This window comes from Achromobacter aegrifaciens (assembly GCF_902859965.1).
Lineage (GTDB): Bacteria > Pseudomonadota > Gammaproteobacteria > Burkholderiales > Burkholderiaceae_B > Achromobacter > Achromobacter aegrifaciens.
The window spans coordinates 654,962-675,732 of record NZ_CADIKO010000001.1 but is presented as its reverse complement, the minus strand read 5'-3'; the positions used below and the strand labels follow the sequence as shown (position 1 = coordinate 675,732).

Annotated in this window: 16 protein-coding genes; 5 read left to right on the top strand and 11 right to left on the bottom strand. The window is 67.5% G+C overall.

Translation table 11 applies throughout. From position 1 onward, the window contains the following. The first annotated feature begins 44 nt into the window (after positions 1-44). On the top strand, positions 45-3,587 hold the full coding sequence (locus HV793_RS03160) for an indolepyruvate ferredoxin oxidoreductase family protein (protein WP_175212643.1): 3,543 nt from the start codon (positions 45-47) through the stop codon (positions 3,585-3,587). A 13-nt stretch (positions 3,588-3,600) separates the two neighbouring features. Here HV793_RS03160 and HV793_RS03155 read toward each other — a convergent pair whose 3' ends face one another. Together HV793_RS03155 and HV793_RS03150 are read right to left on the bottom strand one after the other, a co-directional pair. Continuing rightward, complete coding sequence (locus HV793_RS03155) at positions 3,601-5,367, bottom strand: GGDEF domain-containing protein (RefSeq protein WP_175212642.1); 1,767 nt, start codon at positions 5,365-5,367, stop codon at positions 3,601-3,603. 197 nt (positions 5,368-5,564) lie between these two features. After that, a complete protein-coding gene (locus tag HV793_RS03150) occupies positions 5,565-6,605 on the bottom strand; it encodes a T6SS phospholipase effector Tle1-like catalytic domain-containing protein (RefSeq protein ID WP_175212641.1) in 1,041 nt (346 codons plus the stop codon). 341 nt (positions 6,606-6,946) lie between these two features. Between HV793_RS03150 and HV793_RS03145 the strand changes: the two genes are divergently transcribed. Continuing rightward, positions 6,947-7,699, top strand: coding sequence for a 5'-methylthioadenosine/adenosylhomocysteine nucleosidase (locus tag HV793_RS03145; protein WP_054452337.1), 753 nt, complete (start codon positions 6,947-6,949; stop codon positions 7,697-7,699). Positions 7,700-7,711: 12 nt separating this feature from the next. On the opposite strand, the gene HV793_RS03140 is transcribed toward HV793_RS03145, so the two are convergent. Both HV793_RS03140 and HV793_RS03135 read right to left on the bottom strand, forming a co-directional pair. Next, the gene (locus tag HV793_RS03140) at positions 7,712-7,876 is read right to left on the bottom strand and encodes a hypothetical protein (RefSeq protein WP_175212640.1); all 165 of its coding nucleotides are present in this window, start codon (positions 7,874-7,876) and stop codon (positions 7,712-7,714) included. A gap of 56 nt (positions 7,877-7,932) precedes the next feature. Continuing rightward, positions 7,933-9,324 carry a tetratricopeptide repeat protein gene (locus HV793_RS03135; RefSeq protein WP_244958582.1) on the bottom strand — a complete coding sequence of 464 codons (1,392 nt, stop codon included), beginning with the start codon at positions 9,322-9,324 and terminating at the stop codon, positions 7,933-7,935. A 181-nt stretch (positions 9,325-9,505) separates the two neighbouring features. Between HV793_RS03135 and HV793_RS03130 the strand changes: the two genes are divergently transcribed. After that, a complete protein-coding gene (locus HV793_RS03130; RefSeq protein ID WP_244958581.1) occupies positions 9,506-9,952 on the top strand; it encodes a hypothetical protein in 447 nt (148 codons plus the stop codon). On the opposite strand, the gene HV793_RS03125 is transcribed toward HV793_RS03130, so the two are convergent. Beyond that, positions 9,949-10,218 carry a PAAR domain-containing protein gene (locus HV793_RS03125; protein ID WP_042795237.1) on the bottom strand — a complete coding sequence of 90 codons (270 nt, stop codon included), beginning with the start codon at positions 10,216-10,218 and terminating at the stop codon, positions 9,949-9,951. The two genes, HV793_RS03130 and HV793_RS03125, sit on opposite strands and share 4 nt — an antisense overlap. A 36-nt stretch (positions 10,219-10,254) precedes the next feature. Further along, positions 10,255-10,506: a hypothetical protein gene (locus tag HV793_RS03120; protein WP_054452057.1), complete on the bottom strand. Its 252-nt coding sequence runs from the start codon at positions 10,504-10,506 to the stop codon at positions 10,255-10,257. A 172-nt stretch (positions 10,507-10,678) separates the two neighbouring features. Here HV793_RS03120 and tssA point away from each other — a divergent pair, with 172 nt between their 5' ends. Then, a complete protein-coding gene (gene tssA / locus HV793_RS03115) occupies positions 10,679-11,779 on the top strand; it encodes a type VI secretion system protein TssA (RefSeq protein ID WP_175212639.1) in 1,101 nt (366 codons plus the stop codon). A gap of 57 nt (positions 11,780-11,836) precedes the next feature. Here the strand turns inward: tssA and HV793_RS03110 are convergent, their stop codons facing one another. From HV793_RS03110 to HV793_RS03090, 5 genes are all read right to left on the bottom strand, one after another. Beyond that, positions 11,837-12,631 carry an OmpA family protein gene (locus HV793_RS03110; protein WP_175159931.1) on the bottom strand — a complete coding sequence of 265 codons (795 nt, stop codon included), beginning with the start codon at positions 12,629-12,631 and terminating at the stop codon, positions 11,837-11,839. Positions 12,632-12,633: 2 nt separating this feature from the next. Then, complete coding sequence (tagF, locus tag HV793_RS03105) at positions 12,634-13,617, bottom strand: type VI secretion system-associated protein TagF (protein ID WP_054452055.1); 984 nt, start codon at positions 13,615-13,617, stop codon at positions 12,634-12,636. Continuing rightward, a complete protein-coding gene (tssM, locus tag HV793_RS03100; RefSeq protein WP_175213145.1) occupies positions 13,614-17,318 on the bottom strand; it encodes a type VI secretion system membrane subunit TssM in 3,705 nt (1,234 codons plus the stop codon). The genes tagF and tssM overlap by 4 nt, the downstream gene beginning before the upstream one ends. Before the next feature lie 119 nt (positions 17,319-17,437). Continuing rightward, positions 17,438-18,826 (bottom strand): hypothetical protein, encoded by a 1,389-nt coding sequence (locus HV793_RS03095; RefSeq protein ID WP_175212638.1) that lies wholly within the window; start codon positions 18,824-18,826, stop codon positions 17,438-17,440. A gap of 28 nt (positions 18,827-18,854) precedes the next feature. Further along, positions 18,855-19,706, bottom strand: a complete 852-nt coding sequence (locus HV793_RS03090; protein ID WP_054452053.1) for a M15 family metallopeptidase — start codon at positions 19,704-19,706, stop codon at positions 18,855-18,857. Between the two features lie 310 nt (positions 19,707-20,016). Here HV793_RS03090 and HV793_RS03085 point away from each other — a divergent pair, with 310 nt between their 5' ends. Then, the gene (locus tag HV793_RS03085) at positions 20,017-20,766 is read left to right on the top strand and encodes a hypothetical protein (protein ID WP_054452052.1); all 750 of its coding nucleotides are present in this window, start codon (positions 20,017-20,019) and stop codon (positions 20,764-20,766) included. The last annotated feature ends 5 nt before the right edge of the window (positions 20,767-20,771 follow it).

Genomic DNA, 20,771 nt, shown 5'->3' with positions numbered 1-20,771 from the left:
TACACTGCGGCAAAACACCAAGAACCGGAACGCAGGAGACTAGCGTGGACACCCCCCTTTCCGCAGGCGCGGCCGATACCCATGGCCTGACGCTGGACGACAAGTACACCCGCAGCCACGGGCGCATCTATCTGAGTGGCACCCAGGCCCTGGTGCGGCTGCCGCTGTTACAAAAGCAGCGCGACCTGCAGGCCGGCCTGAACACCGGCGGCTACATCTCTGGCTACCGCGGCTCGCCGCTGGGCGGGCTGGACCAGGCCCTGTGGAAGGCCAAGCGCCACCTGCAGGCCAACGACGTGGTGTTCCAGCCCGGCGTGAACGAAGACCTGGCCGCCACGGCGGTATGGGGCTCGCAGCAGCTGAACCTGTTTCCGGGGGCGGCGCGCGACGGCGTATTCGGCATGTGGTACGGCAAGGGGCCGGGCGTGGACCGGTCGGTGGACGTGCTCAAGCACGCCAATTCCGCCGGCAGTTCGGCGCATGGCGGCGTGCTGATGCTGGCGGGCGACGACCATGCCGCCAAGTCCTCGTCGGTGGCGCACCAGTCCGAGCACGTGCTGATCGCCAGCGGCATCCCAGTGCTGTATCCGTCCAACGTGCAGGAGTACCTGGACTACGGCCTGCATGGCTGGGCCATGAGCCGCTACACCGGCCTGTGGGTGGCGATGAAATGCGTGACCGACGTGGTCGAGTCCAGCGCTTCGGTGGAAGTGGATCCGGACCGGGTGCAGGTGGTGCTGCCCGAAGACGTCTTGCCCGAAGGCGGTCTGAACATCCGCTGGCCCGACACGCCGCTGGCGCAGGAGGCGCGGCTGCTGGACCACAAGTGGTATGCGGCGCTGGCCTATGTGCGCGCCAACAAGCTGAACCGCGTGGTGCTGGATTCCCCGCAAGCGCATTTCGGCATCATGACCGCGGGCAAGGCGTATCTGGACGTGCGCCAGGCGCTCAACGACCTGGGCCTGGACGAGGCGGCCTGTAGCGAGGCCGGCATACGCGTGCTGAAGGTGGGCTGCATCTGGCCGCTGGACGCGCAGGATGCGCGCGAGTTCGCCACCGGCCTGAAAGAGATCCTGGTGGTGGAGGAAAAGCGCCAGATCCTGGAATACGCGCTGAAGGAAGAACTCTACAACTGGCGCGACGATGTACGGCCACGCGTCTACGGCAAGTTCGACGAACGCGACAACGGCGGCGGCGAATGGTCCACGCCGCGCGGCGGCTGGCTGCTGCCCGCGCGTCACGAGCTGTCGCCCGCGCTGATCGCCCGCGCCATCGCCGCGCGGCTGGAAAAGGCCGACCTGTCGGACGCGCTGAGAGCGCGCATCGCGGCGCGGCTGGCTGTCGTCGACGCCAAGGAGCGCGAGGCTGCCCGTCCCACGCTGGTGGAAGAGCGCAAACCCTGGTTCTGTTCCGGCTGTCCGCACAACACCTCCACCCGCGTGCCCGAAGGCTCGCGCGCCGTGGCCGGCATAGGCTGCCATTACATGGCGATGTGGATGGACCGCAAGACCGACACCTTCAGCCAGATGGGCGGCGAGGGCGTCGCCTGGCTGGGGCAGAAGGATTTCACCGCTGAGCGTCACATCTTCGCCAACCTGGGCGACGGCACCTATTTCCATTCGGGGTTGCTGGCCATACGCGCGGCAGTCGCCGCGCACGCCAGCATCACCTACAAGATTCTCTACAACGACGCCGTCGCGATGACGGGCGGGCAGCCGGTGGATGGCGTGCTCACGGTGCCGCAGATCGCCGCCCAGATGCAGGCCGAAGGCGTGGTCAAGACCGTGGTGGTGACCGACGAGCCGGAAAAGTACGCCGGCGCTACCGCGTTGCCGCAGGGCGTGGAGGTGCACCACCGCAAGGCGCTCGACGACGTGCAGCGCGCCTTGCGCGACATCGCTGGCACGACGGTGCTGATCTACGACCAGACCTGCGCCACCGAGAAGCGCCGCCGCCGCAAGCGCGGCGAGTATCCCGATCCGCCGCGCCGCGCCTTCATCAACGAGTCGGTCTGCGAAGGTTGCGGCGACTGCTCGGTGCAATCCAATTGCCTGTCGGTCGAGCCGCTGGATACGCCGCTGGGCACGAAACGCCGCATCAACCAGTCGTCCTGCAACAAGGACTTTTCCTGCGTGGAGGGCTTTTGCCCCAGCTTCGTCACGGCGGAAGGCGCGACGCTGCGCAAGCCGGGCACGGGCAGGGATCTCCCCGCGTTGGCCGAACCGCCGCAGCCCGACCTGGCAGGGATCCGTCCGCTTGGGGCCTACCGCGTGGTGATCGCGGGCGTGGGCGGAACCGGCGTCGTGACCATAGGCGCGCTGCTGGGCGCGGCCGCGCATCTTGAAGGCAAGGGCGTGACCGTGCTGGACATGGCCGGGCTGGCGCAGAAAGGCGGCGCCGTGCTCAGCCACGTGCAGCTGGCCAATCGCCCCGCGGACCTGCATGCCACGCGCGTGGCGCTGGGCGAGGCCGACCTGGTCATCGGCTGTGACGCGCTGGTGTCGGCGTCGCCCGAAGTGCTGTCGCGCCTGCGCCCGGACCATGGCCGCGCCGTGGTGAACAGCAGCGCCGCGCCGACGGCAGCCTTCCTGTCGCAGCCGAGCTGGCGCTTCCCCGGCGCGCAAGCCGAAGCCGCGCTGGCGCGCAGCACGGGCGGCAACTGCGATTTCATCGAGGCCGGCCCGCTGGCCGAGGCCCTGCTCGGCGACACCATCTACGCCAATCCGCTGCTGCTGGGCTATGCCTGGCAGCAGGGCGGCCTGCCGCTGGCGCTGGACAGCCTGCGGCGCGCCATCGAGCTGAACGGCGTCTCGGTCGAAAAGAACCTGGCCGCCTTTGAACTGGGCCGGCAAGCCGCGCATCATGGCGCCGCCGCGCTCAAGCCGGCGCCGCGGGCGCAGGTGATGGCCTTGCCGGAGTCCCTGGACGGCCAGATCCAGCGGCTGGCGCAACACGTACGCGCCTATCAGGACGAGGCCTACGCCGCGCGCTTCCTGGATGCGGTGGCAGCGGTGCGGGCGCGCGAAGCCGCGCTGGCGGATCCGCAGCGTTTCGAGGTCACGCAGGCGGTCGCGCGCAACCTCGCCAAACTCATGACTTACAAGGACGAGTACGAGGTGGCGCGCCTGTACGTGGATCCGGCCTTCAAGGCCCGGCTGCGCGAGCAGTTCGAAGGAGAACCCGGCCGCGACTACCGGCTGCGCTATCACTTGGCGCCACCCGCGCTGGCGCGCCGCGACGCGCGCGGACGCCTGCAGAAGCGCGCCTACGGTTCGTGGATGGGACTGGCGTTTCGCGCGCTGGCGCCCATGAAGCGGTGGCGCGGCACCTGGCTGGACGTGTTCGGCAAGACCGCCGAACGCCGCATGGAGCGACAACTGGCGGCCGACTACCTGGCGCTGGCCGAGGAGTTCTCCCGCACGCTGGACGCGGCTAATCACGCCACGGCGCTGGAACTTGCCGAGCTGCCTGACACGATCCGCGGCTATGGCCATGTCAAGGAGCAGAACGTCGAACGGGCGCGCGCGCGGGAAGCCGGGCTGTGGGAGCAATACCGCGCGCCGGCGCGGGAAACGCTGGCGGCTTGAGTGGCTCGTGGCGTCAAGCCATCTGTTCGAGCAGCACGCAGTTGCGGCCGGTCAGCTTGGCCTTATATAGCAATTCGTCGGCACGACGCGACAGGTTTTCCAGCGCTGCCGTATCGCTGCCGCGGGCGTGGGCCACGCCGAAACTGGCGGTCATGCTGAAGCTGGCGCCTGCGCCGGCACTGAGCCGCGTTTGCGCGATGCTCAGCCGCATGCGTTCCGCGATGTCCCGGACGCGGTCGGGGTTGCGGCTGCGGCACAGCACCGCGAACTCTTCGCCGCCCACGCGCGCGACCACGTCGGATTCGCGGAAGGTCTTGCGGCACAGATCGGCCACGGTCTTGAGCGCTTCGTCGCCTGTAGCGTGGCCGTGCGTGTCATTGATGGACTTGAAGTGGTCGATGTCGAACAGGATGAAGCCCAGACCGCTCTGCGGATCGTTGCGGATATCGTCCAGTGAAGCTTCCAGGCGCTTTTCGAAGGCGCGGCGGTTCAGCAGGCCGGTCAGGAAATCCGTTTCGGCCATGATGGCGAGGTCTTGAATCAGGCGGTCGCGTTCGAGTTCCAGCTTACGGACGGCGGTGGCGTTGTCGTTGAGCACGTTCAGCGCCTTGAACATGCCGTTGACTTCGCCCCGGTACTGGTCGGCGGGAATGGGCGGCACATCGCCGCCTTTCGCGATCGCGCCGATGATGTTCGTGGCGCGGACGAAAGGCCGGATGACGCGCTTGCGGAACATGGTCAGGCCGATTATCAACGCGGCCGTGAGCATCGCCGCGGCCGCCAGGGTGGTCAGCAGCACGCGGATCGCGGCCTGGCGGTTTTCTCCGATGCGCCGCTCCACTTCGTTGAGCATCAGGTCGCGAAACCGGACGATGGACTTCATGCGCGGCACATAGTTCGCGCCGAGTTCGTACATCGACACCAATGACTCCTCGGGCGCCCGTTCGGCAATGGCGCGCACGCTGTCGAGGTAGCTCATGCCATCGCCGAAGTACTGCTGCTGCAGCTCGCGGTAGGCGAGGGAGGATGCGTATCGCGGCATGCTGGCGATGTTGGCGTCGATCAGGGCGCGCAGTTCGTCGATGCGGCCGATCACGCGTTCTATCCTCAGCTGATCGCTGGCGGTCAGCGTGCGGCGCTTGCTGAGGGCCGGCGCGAACGTGGAGCCGACCAGTCCCGCCTGTTCGCGCAGTTCGCCGGCCAGCAGCGCCAGGGACAGCAGGTCGAAGTCTTCGCCCTGGTTCCGGGCGACCAGGCCGATGCCGTCGGACATCGCGGCGCGCAGTTCGGGAACCACCGCCACCATGTCGCCGACCACTGTCCACAGGTTGTGGCCGGACGTGTTGGCGCGGGGCGCGGCGATGGCCGCGTCGGCGCTGGCGCGGGCGTTCAACAGGGACTCGCGGATGCGCTGGATGTTGGTGAATTCGCGGGCGCCGTTGGGATTGAGAGGTGCGCGGTAGAGCGCAAGCAGGTCGGCGACTTGCGCATTGGTGCGCTGGCGGGCTTCGGCCAGCGCACGCAGGATGTTTTCGGGGACCGGCAGGTCGGAGCCCAGCGCCGAGTTCATTGGGCCGCGTTCGGCGGATACCGCTTCCATCGTCATCAGGGTCGTGCGGACTACGATGAAGCCCCGCATGGCGTCGTCGGTGGCGGCCAGCGACCGCCAGTTCTGCTGCACCACGATCACGGTCAGCATGGAGACCGGCAGCGCTACGCTGGCTGCCAGCGTCAGGAAATACCTTTCAAGGGATTTGAGAGCAAAGACATTGCGGAACATGCGTAAACATCGGCTCGGAACAATGACTGGTGGCCGGAGGTTACTTGAAATGGGCCGCCCAATGCATGGTTTTCCCGCCACAGTCCGACGGAACGAAGTTTGTATCGCTTTAAGTCGTAAAGTCTCATTTGCCAGCGCATTGCATCACTCTATTGCGAGCGCTTTCAGGGCTTCTTCCAACATGCGCGGCGGGCCCATCATGGCCGTGAGACGGGCAGCTTTTCCAGCGCGTTCTTGAAGTCGGGATACTCCTTCAGGAAATCCAGGCTGCGCCCGAACCGTTTCAGGAGTTGGTCGTCCACCGTCAGATTGAGCACGGTCGCGCCATCCCACAGCCTGGGGCGCTTTTTTACATGGATCAGCACCTTCTCCGTGAACTCGCGGTAGGAGTCGTGCGGCTCGCATTGGTCGTAGTCCGTGGCGACGCGTTGCGCCAGTCCGGCCTCCAGGCCGACCTGGCGCGCCTTCTCCTGCAGCCACGAGGCGGGCAGCGTCTGCAGGCTGCCGTCCCGGTAGCCGCCGCCGACGTCCGAATGGGCGCCGATGAACCAGCGCTGCTCGACCGGATGGTCGGCTGGACGCGGCTCGGAGTCAGCCAGCCGGGTCCACAGGGTAGGCGCATACGGTTCGCGGAATTCGTTGGTGGCGATTGCGTGATAGGCGTGATGGACGTGGTTGCTGAGTTCGGTGTCGTGGAAGTTGTAGAACCTGGAGAAACCCGGAAAAGGGATGCCGCCTACCGGTATGCCCAGGCTGCCGACCGTGTCCCAGACGCCGACGAAATGCACGTCGGTCTCGCGCGAGAAATTCACGCGGAAGGTCGCGGCTTCCAGCGAGGAGGGGATGCAGTCGTCGCGGTAGAGCGCATAGGCTTGCTCCACGTTGTTGTCGGAGGGATCGTTCAGCAGGCCGCATTTGCGCACCATGCCGGCCAGGCTGCGGGCGGAGTAGGCGCCACGGCTGAACCCGAACAGGAAGATGCGGTCGCGCGGTTGGTAGCGCTGGCAAAGCCAGCGGTAGCCCGTGCGGATATTGGCCGACAGTCCTGCCCCAAAGGCGCCGCCGGCGAACTTGTCGATGGCCGCCCACAGGCCCTGGCCCTGCGTGCCTACGCCTTCGATATAGAACGTCTCCTGCGTGGAGGTCTCGGGCGCCGCCTTGTAGAGTTCGTAGACGTTGGTGCGGTCATTGGGTTCGTTCCAGGTCCCGTCGAAGAATACGGCCAGATTCTTCACCATGATCGTTCTCCACAGATTGAGTCTTGCAATGAATCTGTTTGCTGGCATGGTCCGCGTCGTGCGCGACGGTAAGCTAGCACGGCGTTCGGACAACGCCGGGTGCATGGTTTCCCTGCTGCATGGACGTACACCGCTTTTTTGACTAGCTAATTGGTCGCAATCCAGCGCATTTTCTGGGTTCGCACGGCGGCGCGGGCGCAGGAGGAAAACTTCACTACATCAAAAGTAGCAATCCTCCAGGCAAGCGCGGGGAGGCCCGCACGCGTTGGCGGCCGCGCCGGGCATGGAGTATGTTGCGGGGCAGGGCGGCCGCGGGCCGCGCATCAATCGAGTAGATGTACATGGGACGTTTAGCCATATTGGGCGCCTTGCACGAAGAGATCGCCGACCTGCTGGCGGCGATGGATCCGGGCGCCGCCATTCACCGCATTGCCATGCGCGACTTCCACGTCGGCACCTTGTGGGGCACGCCTTGCGTGATTGCGTTGAGCCGGATTGGCAAGGTGGCCGCGGCTGCGACGGCATCCATCGTGATCCAGGAATTCAAGGCGTCGCGGGTGGTCTTCACCGGACTGGCGGGCGGCTTGCATGAGGATGTGGCGGTGGGCGATGTGGTCGTGGCCAGTGCGTTGATGCAGCACGACATGGACGCGCGTCCGCTGTTTGGACAGCATGAGATTCCCCTGTTGGGGCGCGAACGCTTCGATGCGGATCCGGTCCTGAGCGAACGGCTGCTGGAAAGCGCGGGACAGTTCGTGCGCCAGGGCGGCTTGCCGGTGGGACCAGGCGGACAGCCGCCGCGGGTGCACCATGGGCTCATCGCCACCGGCGACGTCTTCGTCAACAGCAATGACTATGCGCACCAGCTACGCCAGCGCCTGCCCGATGCGCTCTGCCTGGAAATGGAAGGCGGGGCGATGGCGCAGGTCTGCTACGAATTCGGCGTGCCCTTCGCTGTGCTGAGGGTGATTTCGGATCAGGCCGATCATGCCGCGAAGGCGGACTTCACTGACTTCCTGGTGAACCTGGCGCGGGTCTACACCGCCGGCATCCTGGCGCCCCTGCTGAAGTCGGGCGCGCTGCGGGAAGCCTGAGGCCGGCGCTGGTCAGCGGCCGGTGTCGGGGTAGTTGGGGCCGGCGTCGTGGAAGCCGCCCTGGCTGTAGGGATTGACCGCGCCGGGATGGGGCGGGCCGCCACTGCCCTGCGCGCAACCGGCCAGGACCAGGGCCGTGGCCATGAGAGTAAGCAAGCGGATCAGGGCGGATTTCATGGTGGTCTCCTGCGCGTACCGCTGCTGCGGGGCGCTGCTGGTCTGTCTTCGTTATTTTACGCTTTGACGGCAGCGCCAGTCCTGATCTTGCGTTTGGTCTGCGGCGCCGCGCAGCGCTGCTGATAGGCCTGCACCGCTCGGGAATTCGCGGCCTGGAAGTAGGGGTGCGGATGACCGGCCTCGCGCAGCGCGTCGTACATGCGCCCGCCCCACACGCATTGGGCCTCGGCCTGTTTCCAAAGCCCAGTGGCCAGGTCTTTTTGGCCGTGGCGCCACAGCGCCAGGCCGTAATCGGCCACGATTTCCTCGTCGCGCGGAATCTCGCGGTAGGACTGCTTCAGCAGGTCCAGCCCGCCGTCGACGTCGCCCCTCAGGACGAGGATCCAGCCCAGCGTTCCCAGGTTGTAGGGAAGGGCGCCGGCCGTGGCTATCGATTTGTGCGCTTGCGCCTCGGCTTGCGCCAGGTAGTCGGGAAAATCCGCCAGATAGTAGGCGATGCTGTTGGCCCAGTCGGGATCGTCCCGCAGCGGGACGTCGGCCTGGCGCCGCTGCAATTCCAGCGCGTCCTCCAGCGCCAGGGCGGGCAGGCCCAGCAGGCGTTCCAGCTTGAATCTTGCGCGCAGCACGTCATGATCCACGGGCTCGGATCCTGAGCGGGCGCGTTCCAGCCATAGGCGCGCCAGGTCGGCGCGGCCGGCCATCAGCAGCAGGTTGGCCATGTCCAGCTGTTGCTGCGGCTCTGCGCCGCAGGCGGCGGCATCCACCAGTTGCAGCGCGCCCTCGGCATCGCCCTGGCTGAACTTGCGGTTGATGGCGTCCAGCTCGTCGAAGCAGCGGCGGTTCTCTGCCGCATTGGCCTCGACCGAGATCGAAAGGGAGGCCGCCGGCCGGGCGTGGCTGAAGTAGGCGGTATTGCCCTGCGCGGTGCTGTACCCAAGGTCTACCCATTGCTCACCCCAGCGCACATGCATGGTGGTGATGTAAGGCCACCCCCCCAGCGGACCATTATCCCCGCCGCTCTGCAGCTGGAAAACACTGCCCCAGGCGCCGCTCCCTATGCGCCGGATCAAGGTGAAGTCTTCGGCGGAATGCGCCTCGCGGGTCCAGATCCAGGCGCTGCGGCCCAGCGCGTCGGTGACGCCGTGCACGATGCCGTCGTGGTCGGGCGTACCCTCGATGGCCTTGTCCGCGCCTGTCAGGAACAGGCGGTATGGCGTATTGGGAGCGATGCCGCCGCCGCGGCTGTTGTCCAGCCTCAGGATCAGGTAGCGGCCATGTTCACCCTTGCCGTACTGCGGCATGCCTTGGGGCGGCGTCGCGGGCGTGTTGCGGGTGGCGGCTTTCCGGGAGGACGAGCCGGCGGAGGCATATGCCGGCAAAGCCGCCAGGGCAAGCGCGAGCGCGCCGGACAACAGCAACGGGTACAGCCTGGATTGCGGAAGCGTCATGGGTGCTGCTTGAGGTCTGAGCGGTGGAGCCTGAGAGACAGGCGGCATTCTCTCAGAGAACGCGGCGCGTCGCTGCCTGGCGAGCAATCGCGCCGGACGGTGCGTATCGGATGCAGCGGGATTCCTCCTGTGGCATTCTTGCGCCCGCACCCCGCCGCCGCACGCGGCGCATTCCCGTTCCATGATGCCGAAATTCTTCCTGCGGTTCTGTGATTTCCTGCTGCTCTCTGCTGCGGCGGCGCTGTTCGGCGCTTGCCTGACTTCAGTGCTGAAGACCGATGCCTACGGCTGGATGATTCCGGATGCGCCGTTCATGTACGGGCCGTTCGACTTCTACGTCGATGCCGCCTTGGCGGGGCTGGCCGGCCTGCTGGCGCTGGCGCTGGCCGAGCGCGCGGCGCGGGTGCGCCGTTCGGCCGCATGGCGGGCCGCGGCGACGCTGGCCGCCGCGCTGGTTGCGCTCTATCTGGCGCCGCCCGAGGCCCAGGTGTTCGGCAACACCTGGGCGCCTGGCGAGGCCACGATGGAATTGTTCGTGGCGCAGTGGCGCATGGTGCTGCCTATTGCGTTCACCGTGCTGGCGCTGCGCCTGGGATTGAGGCGCCTGCTTGCGCGGTCCGGGGCCTAGCCCTGCTCCAGCCGGTAGAACTGCTGGCTTGCGATCAGCGTGGCGCCGCAGGATGTCTTCATGCCTTCCAGCGCGGTGCGTCGGTCCGAACTGACGGCGGCCGCGCCTTCGACGATGGTATGCGTGCCGCTGCACTTGGGGCAGGTGACGCGGTCGCCCAGCCGGGCCATGGGCTGGCCGAAGATCATTACTGTTTCGTCGCCCGTGACGACCACTCCGCCATGCGAGGTGCGGTCGCCCTTGCGTATCACCGATAGCTGCGCCATGGCTGCCTGTTGCCCTGTCAGTTTGGTTATGTGTGCTTACAGATAGGTGCCGTCCGGCGCCTGCCGCGGCGTGCCGGTGACGAAGCTGCCGTCGGGCGCCATGCGCACCGGACCGTCGCCGCCCAGATAGCGGCCGTCAGGCGCGCGCTGCGGCTTGCCGGCAACGTAAGTGCCATCCGGCGCGCGGGTGATGGGTCCGCCGTCGCCGACGTAGGTGCCGTCGGGGCAACGGCGCGGCTTGCCAATGATGAAGCGGCCGTCGGGCATCATGTGGAATGACTTGTTCATCGCGCATCCTTGTCCTGGGGAACCCGCATGATATCCAGGGTCCGTGATGCGTTTTGTAATAGGACGTGTCATCTTCAAACGCGCAGTCGTTACAGATATGGGAGGATCGGTCCTCTTGTCGCTGCCCGCCGCTGGCCCGGCGGCCGCGATCCTGCCATCCGACCAGATTTATATGAGCGATATCGACACATTGCTGCAGCCCATTGCGGGCGAGGCGCCCTGCGGCGTCGACATGGTGTTCTCAGCCGAATTTGACGCCATCCGCGAAGCCCGCCGCCACGATGATCCGAACCTGGACCAGGGCGACTGGGTTATCGACATCAAGGAGGCCGACTGGCCGGAAGTCATCCGCATTTGCACCACGGTGCTGCGCGAACAGAGCAAGGACGTGCGCGTGGCCGCCTGGCTGGCCGAGGCCTGGGCCAAGACGCGCGGCTTCGCCGGCCTGCGCGACGGCTATCTGCTGGTGGACGGCCTGTGCAGCCACTACTGGGACGGCCTGCATCCCGTGCCGGACGAGGGCGACGTGCAGCAGCGCGTGGGCAACCTGGCCTGGCTGCTGGCACGTTCGCAACAGCTGATCCGCGAGCTGCCGCTGACCCAGTCGGAGGGCGGGCGCTATGGCGCGGCGCTGTGGGACAGCGCCTCGCAACTGGCCAACGCGGTCAAGCGCGCGCCGCAGAACGCGGCCGAGATCACGCGCGGCAAGCTCACGCTGGACCAGTTCGACGCGGCGCGGCGCGACACGCCGCCCGCTTTCTATTCCGAACTGGAAGGCAATCTGCAAAGCTGCTTCGCGGCGCTGGATACGCTGGAACAGACCCTGGCGCAACGCCTGGGCGACGACGGCCCGGCCTTCTCGCCGGTGCGCGACGCGCTGCGCGACGTGACCGAGCTGACCCGCCGCTTCGCTCGCGACGCCGGGCTGCTGGTGCGCGCGGATACCGCGGCGCCGGCCGCTCCCACCGCTGCGCCCGCAGCTGCCCGGATGGAGCCGACCTTGTCCGCTGCCGACCCTGTTTCCGCCGCGCCCGCAGCCGCGCGCGGCCCGCTGCAAACGCGCGAGCAGGCGCTGGCGCAGCTGCGCGAAGTGGCGGAGTTCTTCCGCCGCACCGAGCCTCACAGCCCCGTGGCCTATCTGGCCGACAAGGCCGCCAGCTGGGGCGAGATGTCGCTGCACCTGTGGCTGCGCACCGTCCTCAAGAACGGCGATGCGCTGTCCGGCCTGGAAGAGCTGCTGGGCGTGCCCAAGCCGCCGGACCACAACGGCTGAACGCAAAGTCACTGTTTGCACAAGCCGGCCCGCGCGGGCCGGCCAAGCGCCAGGCGCCTAGCGGCTGGCGCGGAACTCGATGCGGCGGTTCTTGGCGCGGCCTTCGGCCGTGGCGTTGGTGGCGACCGGCTGGTCAGGCCCCGCGCCCAGCGTCTCAAAGCGCGCGGGCGGCAGGCCCTTGTCCACCAGGTAGGTTTTGACGGCATCGGCGCGCGCCTGGCTCAGCGCCAGGTTGGTGCTGCGGCTGCCGGAGCTGTCGGTGTGGCCGATGATCTGCACCTTGTCGCTATGCAGCTTGGGCACCACGTCCGCCACCTTGTCCAGCAGCTCGCGGCCGCGCGCGGTGAGCGTGGCGCTGCCGGTCTCGAATTCCACCACACGATTGGTCAGTACCTGGTCCAGCAAGCCCTGTTCGTCCTTGCTGGCGGATACGCGCAGGCCGTTGACGATCTTGTAGGTGGGATTGAGCGAGGTCGCGAAGGCGCTGGCGATCTGCTGGCGCGAGGCTTCATTCTGCACCTCGCCGCGCAGGCGGATCTGGGTGCCGTCGATCTCCAGCTGGCCGCGGTTGATCTGTTTCAATGGCTGGCCGATGAGCTTGCCGACGTGCTCCGACCAGTTCGGCGGCGCGACCACGCCGCCCACATCGATCTGGTCGATCACGTTGCCCACGCCATACACCTGCTGCAGCCGGGCCAGCACATCGGCCTTGGCGGCTTCGTCCGGCACGGCGCCGCTGGCCACGACCTGGCCGGGCTGGGGGATGACGTTGGCGGGCACCACCGTGGCCGCGTCCTGGGCTGCGGCCGTGCAGGCATACAGCGCCGCCATGAGCAGGAAGGAAAGGCGCATGGTCAGGCTCCGGTAAAGACTTCAAGAAAGGTGTCGAGCGCCAGGCGCAAGGACAGGCGCGGCTGGTCCAGATAGCTGGACAGCTTGGCCAGACCGTGGCTGGCCGATACGTGGTTGCGGACCCAGGGCGCGTCCTCCAGCACGATGTGCTGTTCGGCATATGCCTGCGGCGTGGACAGCAGGCTGGCCAGCGTCTGCGGCGAGGCGCCGCGGAAATCCACGGCCAGCCGGTGCTTGCCGGCGATGCGGCCGATGAAGAGGGTGATCTCGAAGTCCGCGCGCGACAGGAAGGGCGAGATCAGCGTCATCCAATAGGCGGCCACCAGGTTGATGTAGAGCGGATCGTCCGGCAGCGGCAGCGACAGTCCCTTGTCCAGCTGCGAGGAGCCGCTGGACATCACCGGCTCCAGCAGGATGCCCAGCGCCAGGATGATGTCGTGCACGCGCGCGGCGTGGCCGTTGCCGCGCAGCATCGCCTCCAGCCGCTCCACGGTCTGCAGGTCGACGAAGGCGTCGAAGCCGTCGTCGGCCGCCGTGCGGATTTCGCCTTCCAGTTCGTTGAGCGTTTGCAGCGCCGAGGCGGGATCGCCGTCCTGCATCAGCAGGGCGGCGGCGCCGCTCATGCGGTTCCACATGCGGCTGAAGGCAATGGGGCTGCGGGCAATGAAGGCCAACGGCTTCTGCACTTCCACCGAGGTGGCGGAAAGGAAAGGGTAGCGGCGGCCCGACAGGTCCTGGCTGGGCTGCAGATGCCCCGCGATGGCCAGCTTGCCGCGCGACCCCAGGATGGCGAACGGCATGGGCTCGGCTTCGTCGTAAAGCGCCTTCCAGTGCGGTTCCTGCGCCAACATCTCCATGGTGCTGGCGACCCAGGCATCCAGCGTGGCCATCAGCTGCGGATGTGAAGTGTTCTTCACGAAATCACCGCGGCTGGGAATCTTGCCGAAGTAGGCCGTGCGGAACAAGGGGGACTGCGGGCTGCTCATTGCGGCGCTCCGGGTTGCGTCTGGGCGGAGGATTCGGGAGAGGCGCCGATCACGGACGAGGGCAGGCGCAGGTTGCGCAGGCCCTGGCTGCCGCCGGGCTCGCTGCCGCCGGCGCCGGGCGCCTGGGCGTTGCTGATGATGCGCAGCTTCACCGGCACCGTCACGTTGGATTTGCCCCAACTCATGTTGAAGCTGCCGTCGGCGTTGGCGGTGCGCTGGGCCGTGGAGATCAGGCGTTCCAGGCCGAAGCGGCCGGGTTCGTTGACGATCTCGACCACGCTGCCGTCGAAGGTGGTGGCGGTGATGCGCGCGCCGGGGGCGCCCTGGGCGTTGGGCCACACGAAATTGACCCACTGGGGCGGGGTATTGCGGTAGCGCAGCTGCTGGCCGTCGATCTCGATGGTGTACTCGGTCACGCCGGCCGCGGGCTTGGGCTGGATCTGGAACAGCGTCTGCGGCTGGCTGGCCGCGCCGCTGCCGGCCGCGCCTCCCGAGAGCGGCGCCACCCACTGCGCGAAATTGGCCGTGAAGGTGGGCTGCAGGCTCACGCCCATGTCGCCCCAGGTGCGTGCCGTGAGGATGTCGCCGCGGCGCACCGTCAGCGGACCCAGCGTGTCGTTGACGTACTTGGCGATGCTGCCCTGCGGGCCGAACACCTGGCCGATCTCATCGCTGCTGGCTTCGACGCTGGCGCGGCTGGCAAAGGGGTACTTCTCCGCCAGGGTCTGGTTGAACGGGCGGTAGACCTGCGCGTTCCAGACCTTGTTCAACTCGGATTCCGCTGGCTGCATGGTTACGGCGTAGGCCTGGATCAGCGGGCGCACCAGCAACGGGCGCAGGGTCTCGCGCTGCGTCGCCGACATGCCCGCCAGCATCTGCTCGTCCACCAGCTTCAGCGCGTCGGCCAGTTCCGAGTCCTTGCCTTCCAGCGTCTGGCGCATCAGCGTCAGCGCGCCGGGGCCGGGATCGCCCTGGTTGTTCAGCAGGTTGAAGCGGGTGCGGATCTTGGACAGCGCGCCCATGTAGTTGCCCAGCAGCGACTGGTTGTCGCGCGTGACCACCAGGCGCGCCACGTCGGAGAATTCGCGTCCCACCGGACCCATCGGAATCGCCTCGCCGTTGGCGGCGGTGGCGGGCGCGGCGGACGGCGGCGTCTGGCGCAGGATGACGCGCTTGAACCAGCCGACCACGCCGCTCTGGGCCTGCTGCAGCCCGGCGTTGATCAGCGAAGGGTTGTCCCAGGAGGTTTGCTCATAGGTGGTATTGATGAGCTTGGCGATGGGCGAGGTCTGCGGATCGCCCAGGCGGTTCATCGCGCCCACCGATTGCTCGAAGCTGGTGAAGGGCTTGATCGTCACGCCGCGCAGGAATTTCTGCCACTCCTCGGCGTACTCGGTCTTGTACATCGTCGCCAGGCTTTTCTGGATCTGCTCCGGGCTGCCTTCCAGCGTCAGGTCGTCGCGCGCGTTCACGCCCAGCACCCAGTCGCTGGTCTGCACTTCCTTCTTGGCGGCCTCGCCGATGGCGGGCTGAATGTACTGTTCCCAGGCTTCGCGCGTGAACGTGCCGGGGATGGCGTAGCTGCCGGCGACCACGCCCGCGTCGTTCTCGCCCACGATGCGCGCCACCGTCATGGCCTGGAAGCGCGTCGCGGCGCGCGCCTTGAGCGTGGCATAGGCGCGTTCGCGCGCCGGCATGCCCTGCATCACGGCGCGCAGGCTGCCGCGGGTCTTTTCGACCAGCGCCAGATTGGTGTCGATCTGCGGCCAGCCTTCGTCCTGCGCGCGGCCGACATAGAACGAAATCAGCCGCTCGGCGCTGCGGATCAACTGGTCGCGCGGCATGGCGCCGCGGTTGGTTTCCAGCCAGCCGCGCCAGAAGCGCGTGATCTGGTCGGACAGGTGCGTGGGGTCCACGTGCTGATGGTTGGCCATCATCAGGTAGGTCTTGAGCGCGTTGTAGGCGTCGTCCGCGTTGGTGGGCGAGGCGTCCTGGAACAGCGTGTCGCCATTGACCGCGTGCGCGGCGCGGGCCTGCTGCGGCGCCGGTTGCGGCGCGTTGCCACTGGCTGCTGCGGCGGAGGTGTCGACCTTGGCCAGGAAGTCTTCCAGGCTGGCCTTCACCGGCGTCAGCATGAACTGGCGCGCGCCGTTGTAGTACTCGGCCAGCAACCGCTCCTTCAGCACATCGCCCTGGTACAGGCCCAGCCCCAGGGACCACGGACGGCTGGAGGAATAGCGATCCAGCTGTTCGATGCGGTCCTGCAGGATTTCCATTGCTTCGAGCCTGCTTTGCAGGTCGGTGCGCTCGCTTTGCAGGCGCACCACCTTGTCCAGGTCGGCTTGCACGTTCTGCGCCAGTTGCCGGTTGCCCAGGTAGGACCAGCTCCAGCCGCCCAGTACCAGCCCCAGCGCCAGCACCAGGCCGAAGAAGGCCAGGTAGCGCATGCGCGTCTTGGCGGGACTGGCGTGCTGGCGCACCAGTTTCTTGTCCGCGAAGATCACGCTGGAGAACAGGTCGCGCAGGAAGAAGCCATTGTTGGAGGTGACGCTGCGCGACTGCGCGCGCGCGGCGGGACGCAGTTCGAATCGTTCGGCCAGGCGCTCGGTGGAAGTGCTTTGCGTGATGCCTTCCTGCAGCGCGCTGGTGAAGTAGAAGCCGCGGAACACCGGCTTGTACTGGAACGGATTGGTCTCGAACAGCGTGGACAGGAACGTGCGCAGCGCCGGCTTGATGCCGGCGAATTCCAGCGGGAACGTCAGCAGGCCTGGCGGCAGGTCGCGACTGTTGCGCAGGGAGATCTGCGCCGTGCCCATTTCCTTGAGGCCTTCATACAGTTCGTCGAAGCGGCTGTCGAACAGCGCCAGCACGTCGCGGTTTTCCTCGGCGCCGTAGGGCAGGGTCGCGCCCCAGACACGGTCGCGCTCGCTCTGGTCGCTGTCGGAGAAGAACTCGCTGAAGCCCGAGATCAGGTCGGCCTTGGTGAAGATGATGTAGACCGGCGCGAACACTTCCAGGCGGTCGGTCAGCTCCTGCACGCGCTGGCGCAGGTTCTTGGCCAGGTTGATCGCGAACTCCGGACCCGCGCCCGTCAGCTCGTCGATGCTGGCGGCCACGATGATGCCGTTGATGGGCGCCTTGGGACGGTGCCGCTTGAGCAGGTCCAGGAAGCCCATCCATTCGTTGCGGTCCTCTTCATGCACCGAGTAGCGTCCGGCGGTGTCCAGCAGGATGCCTTCGGTGGTGAAGAACCAGTCGCAGTTGCGCGTGCCGCCCACGCCGCGGACCGCCGCGCCGTTCTTGTCCGCAAAGGGGAACTGCAGGCCGGAATTGATCACGGCGCTGCTCTTGCCGGCCGCGGGGTTGCCGATGACGATGTACCAGGGCAGCTCGTACAGGGCCTCGTTGCCCGAGGTCTGGCCGATCTTCGAGGTCTTGATGGTGCGCACCGCCTGGGTCAGCCGCGTGCGCAGCGCTTCCACGTCGTTGCGGTTGGCGGCGGCGCCCGTCTGCACCTGCTGCTCCAGCATGTCGCCCAGGTTCTTGTTGGCCTTGCGGGTACGCCGCCGGCGCCACAGATAGGCGCACAGCCACAGCAGCACGCATACGCCCAGGGCGATGCCCGCCCAGACCAGGCCGATCTCCACCGTGTCGGCGAACAGGAACAGGAAGACCACCAGGGCCAGCAGCCCGAGCGCCATGAAGGTGCGCGGATTGGCCAGCGCGCGCGAGGACCAATGTCGGCCTTCGCTGATGGCGCGGGAGGCGCCGGATAGGAGATCGGAGGGGCTGCGCATGGTTTGAACTATGTTCTTGTGGGTCAGGCGGGAAGGGTTTCGGAAGGCGACACCAGCGCCAGCGTCCGCAGCGCCGGGTCTTGGGTCATGAGGGCGAGCACGGGCGCGCCGGCCTGGGCGCAGGCGGCGCCCGCGACGGCCACGGTCAGCAGATGCGCGGCCGCGCCGGTATGGCCGCAGCCGGAACCTACTGCCAGGCAGTCCTGGTTGGGGTCCAGCGCCGGAAACAGCGCAGCAGCCAGGCCGGCGGTCTCCAGCGGGCGGCTGCCGCGGTGGTCGGCATCGCTGATCAGCGCGGCCACGCCATCAGCGGGTTGGCCTTGTTCGGCCAGGAATTGCGTGGCCAACTCGGTCACGCGTGGCTCATGCAGCGCGCCGCGCGCGTCGGCGTCGACCGCGCGCTGTGTTTGTGCGGACAGGGTCAGGGTCAGCGCGGAGTCGCTGCGTGCGGGCTCGCCGCCAGGCGCATGGGCGCCCAGGTCCAGCAACAGGCCCGCCGCGGCTTCGCCGGGCACCTGGCCTTGGGGATTGGCGTTCGACATGAGCCGGCCGGCCGCGTCCCATTGCTCGACGCGCGTCGCATCGATGTGGGAGTCGGCGACAGCAACCAGGCGTAGCGTGGCGCTGCGCGCGGTCAGGGGTTCCTGCGCCAGCTGGCGCAGCAGTCCATCGCTGGTGAGCGCGTCTGGCGCGGCGTGCAGGCGCTGGACCATGCGGCTGGCAGGCCACGCCGCCGCCGCGAGTGCCTGGTCCACGGCATGGTCGCGCACGGCGTCGGACCAGTCGGCGGGCAGCAGCAGTTCCAGCTGCAGCAGCGGCCATGCTTCGTCATGTTGCGGTTCGCCTTGCTTCAGCACGATGGCGCGCGCTTCCAGCGCCAGCGCCTCCACCACCTCTGCCAGCAGGGCGGTTGCGCGCACGCGTTCTTCTTCGAGCGCGGCGGCCGGGGCGCGGGCCTCGCGCGCCGCGGCGCGCAGCGCATCGGTATCGAGCTGCGGCGCGCGCGCGCTGAAGACAGGAAAGCCTTGCGTGTTCTTGAAGGAAGGGTCCAGATCCGGACGCTGCTGCGCGGCCAGTGCGGTATGGATCGCGACGGCCTCGCTGCCTACGGCGGCGCTGGCAGCGCTGGCCAGCACGCGCAGACTCGCGGCCTGGGGAGCGGGTTCGGCGGTCTGGGCGGCGTCGTCCTGCGCGGGCTGCGCCGGCGCGGCGCGGGCCTCGCGGCGCGCACGCACGATGCGCGCGCCGCTCCAGGCGGCGGCGATCAACGCCAGCGGCAGCGCGAACAGATAAAGGCCGATGTCCACGCCCGTAGGCAGCGTGCGCGACTCCTGCCACCAGATGATGACGGCGAGCCAGACCACGCCGAAGACGAGGGCCAGCAACAGCCCGGTTTTGAGTATGCGGCTCATGGATGCGATATGACGCTTTCGGAGTTGATCATTGCGCGGCTCCGCCATTGCGCCGCATGACGCCGGGGCGGCGCAGCTCGGTGTGGCCGAAGTCCATCATCTTCCAGCGGCCGCCCCAGGTCAGGCCGACGCGCTCGGCGGTTTCGCCGAACAGTTCGTAGCCGCGCATGGCCCAGGGATCCTTTTCGGACACGACCACCTTGCCGTCGCGCAGGAAGGCGCTGTCCGCGGCCAGGCCGAACTGGTGATAGCTCTGGTAGGCGCCGGCATTGGTCACGTGCGAGCCCATCTTGGCAAGCTCCGCCTGGCGGTCGGGGCTGCGATAGCCTTCGATCAGCACCATCTCGTAGCCGTGCTCTTCACGCATCACGCGGTACGCGGCCAGCAGGCGCTGGCGGTAATCGGCGTCCAGCAGGTTCCAGTCGCGGCTGGCGCCGCCCAGGTTGGGACGCACCAATTCCACTTCGCGCGTGGTGAACGCTTCGGGCGGCAGCGGAGGCGGCGGGACCAGTCTTTCGCCGGTCAGCAAAGCCTGGATGCGAGGGTCCGGACCCGCGGTCCGATCCTCGTAAACAAATGTGTGATTGTGTCGCATGACGAAAGCGAAAAGTGACGGAAGCAACACAACCAGCAGGCCCGCAGCGATGTGCCAGCGGTATGCCGAAAACGCGCCGCCAGCCTTTCCAAAGCCCGTGCGCAGCGCCTGTGCGGAGTCGCCCATCGCCCCTCCTGCGTGTCCCGCGCCGCGCGCCATGCCCTGGCGTATTCCCTGTGCAAGCGCGCGCGCTCCCCTTGCCGTGGCCTCCCGCAAGGACGGAAAGACAAGCAACGCGGAAACGCCGATGGCGAGCAGAAAGTAGAGAGGCAGCAGGAGAAGCAAGGAGGTCCCTCAGTTACGAAGGCGTAATCTTTTGTTCTATTCGGGATTCAGGCAAGCGCTTGGACGTTGCAAAACGCGTCTGTGGCTTAGAACTCGTAACAAGAATCGATGATGCGAAAGAAGTCATCAGGTATTCTCGAACCCCTTGGTTACAGGGGTTTAGACGACCTCTGCAGACACGGGACTTCGCATGGCAGAAGACGAAAAAAGATCGCGATCACCGACCTCTGTTCCCAGCTTGCTCGCAGGACGCTCACCGTCACCGGATGAACGCGCAGCGTCGCGCATCCTCGCCGCGCTAGAGGGGCGAGTGCCGGACGCCGAAGTCAAACACCTGGCGCCCAAGCGCCGTTCCCGCTTGCCGCTGGCCTTGCTGCTGCTATTGCTGACGGGCGCTGCGGGCGCGGTGTTATATAGCGTGTTCGATACGCCGCCGCTGCCTGTGGTCGCTGAATCGACTCCTCCGGTTACGCCGCCAGCGCAGCCCGCCGCCGCGCCAGCCGCTCCAACAGCGGGTGCGCGCGTGGCCGCTGCCGATCCCGACCCGCAGCCTTCTTCCGCGGCCGTCATCGAAGACCATCCTCTCGCGCAATTGGGACTTCCCAATGCCGATGAGGACCGCGCGCCCGAGAACCCCTTGTCTGCGTTGGCCGTCACCGCCGCGCCGCCGCAGCCTCGCGCTGCGTTGCAGGCGCAGGCCGCTGCGCCCAAGGCAGCCGGGCCCACGGTGCCGCGCGCGATCACTTCGCAAGGCTCGCCCAAAGCGTCGCCCCAGGCCGCGCCGCAGCGCGCCAAGACGCCGCGCAACGATTCCGACGCCGCATTGCTGGCCGCGCTGATGTCCTATGGCCTGCCGCCGGCGTCGCCGCCCGGTACCAAGGTCTACAAGAACGACGGCGTCTTCGTCCGCGAACTGCCGGGCTCGCCCCTGGCGGCCCGGTTGGAGCAATGCCGCAAGCTGGGCTTCCTGGAAAGCGAGCAATGCCGCTTGCGGGTGTGTTCGGGCTATTGGGGCACGGCGCCCGAATGCCCCAATCCGCAAGCCCAGGTCGAACCCTGAGTCTT

Bases quoted from the DNA above. Each gene is read 5' to 3' on its own strand.
- HV793_RS03155 (WP_175212642.1), bottom strand. From the start codon at position 5,367: ATGTTCCGCAATGTCTTTGCTCTCAAATCCCTTGAAAGGTATTTCCTG.
- HV793_RS03150 (WP_175212641.1), bottom strand. From the start codon at position 6,605: ATGGTGAAGAATCTGGCCGTATTCTTCGACGGGACCTGGAACGAACCC.
- HV793_RS03145 (WP_054452337.1), top strand. From the start codon at position 6,947: ATGGGACGTTTAGCCATATTGGGCGCCTTGCACGAAGAGATCGCCGAC.
- HV793_RS03140 (WP_175212640.1), bottom strand. From the start codon at position 7,876: ATGAAATCCGCCCTGATCCGCTTGCTTACTCTCATGGCCACGGCCCTG.
- HV793_RS03135 (WP_244958582.1), bottom strand. From the start codon at position 9,324: ATGACGCTTCCGCAATCCAGGCTGTACCCGTTGCTGTTGTCCGGCGCG.
- HV793_RS03130 (WP_244958581.1), top strand. From the start codon at position 9,506: ATGATGCCGAAATTCTTCCTGCGGTTCTGTGATTTCCTGCTGCTCTCT.
- HV793_RS03125 (WP_042795237.1), bottom strand. From the start codon at position 10,218: ATGGCGCAGCTATCGGTGATACGCAAGGGCGACCGCACCTCGCATGGC.
- HV793_RS03120 (WP_054452057.1), bottom strand. From the start codon at position 10,506: ATGAACAAGTCATTCCACATGATGCCCGACGGCCGCTTCATCATTGGC.
- tssA (WP_175212639.1), top strand. From the start codon at position 10,679: ATGAGCGATATCGACACATTGCTGCAGCCCATTGCGGGCGAGGCGCCC.
- HV793_RS03110 (WP_175159931.1), bottom strand. From the start codon at position 12,631: ATGCGCCTTTCCTTCCTGCTCATGGCGGCGCTGTATGCCTGCACGGCC.
- tagF (WP_054452055.1), bottom strand. From the start codon at position 13,617: ATGAGCAGCCCGCAGTCCCCCTTGTTCCGCACGGCCTACTTCGGCAAG.
- tssM (WP_175213145.1), bottom strand. From the start codon at position 17,318: ATGGCGCTCGGGCTGCTGGCCCTGGTGGTCTTCCTGTTCCTGTTCGCC.
- HV793_RS03095 (WP_175212638.1), bottom strand. From the start codon at position 18,826: ATGAGCCGCATACTCAAAACCGGGCTGTTGCTGGCCCTCGTCTTCGGC.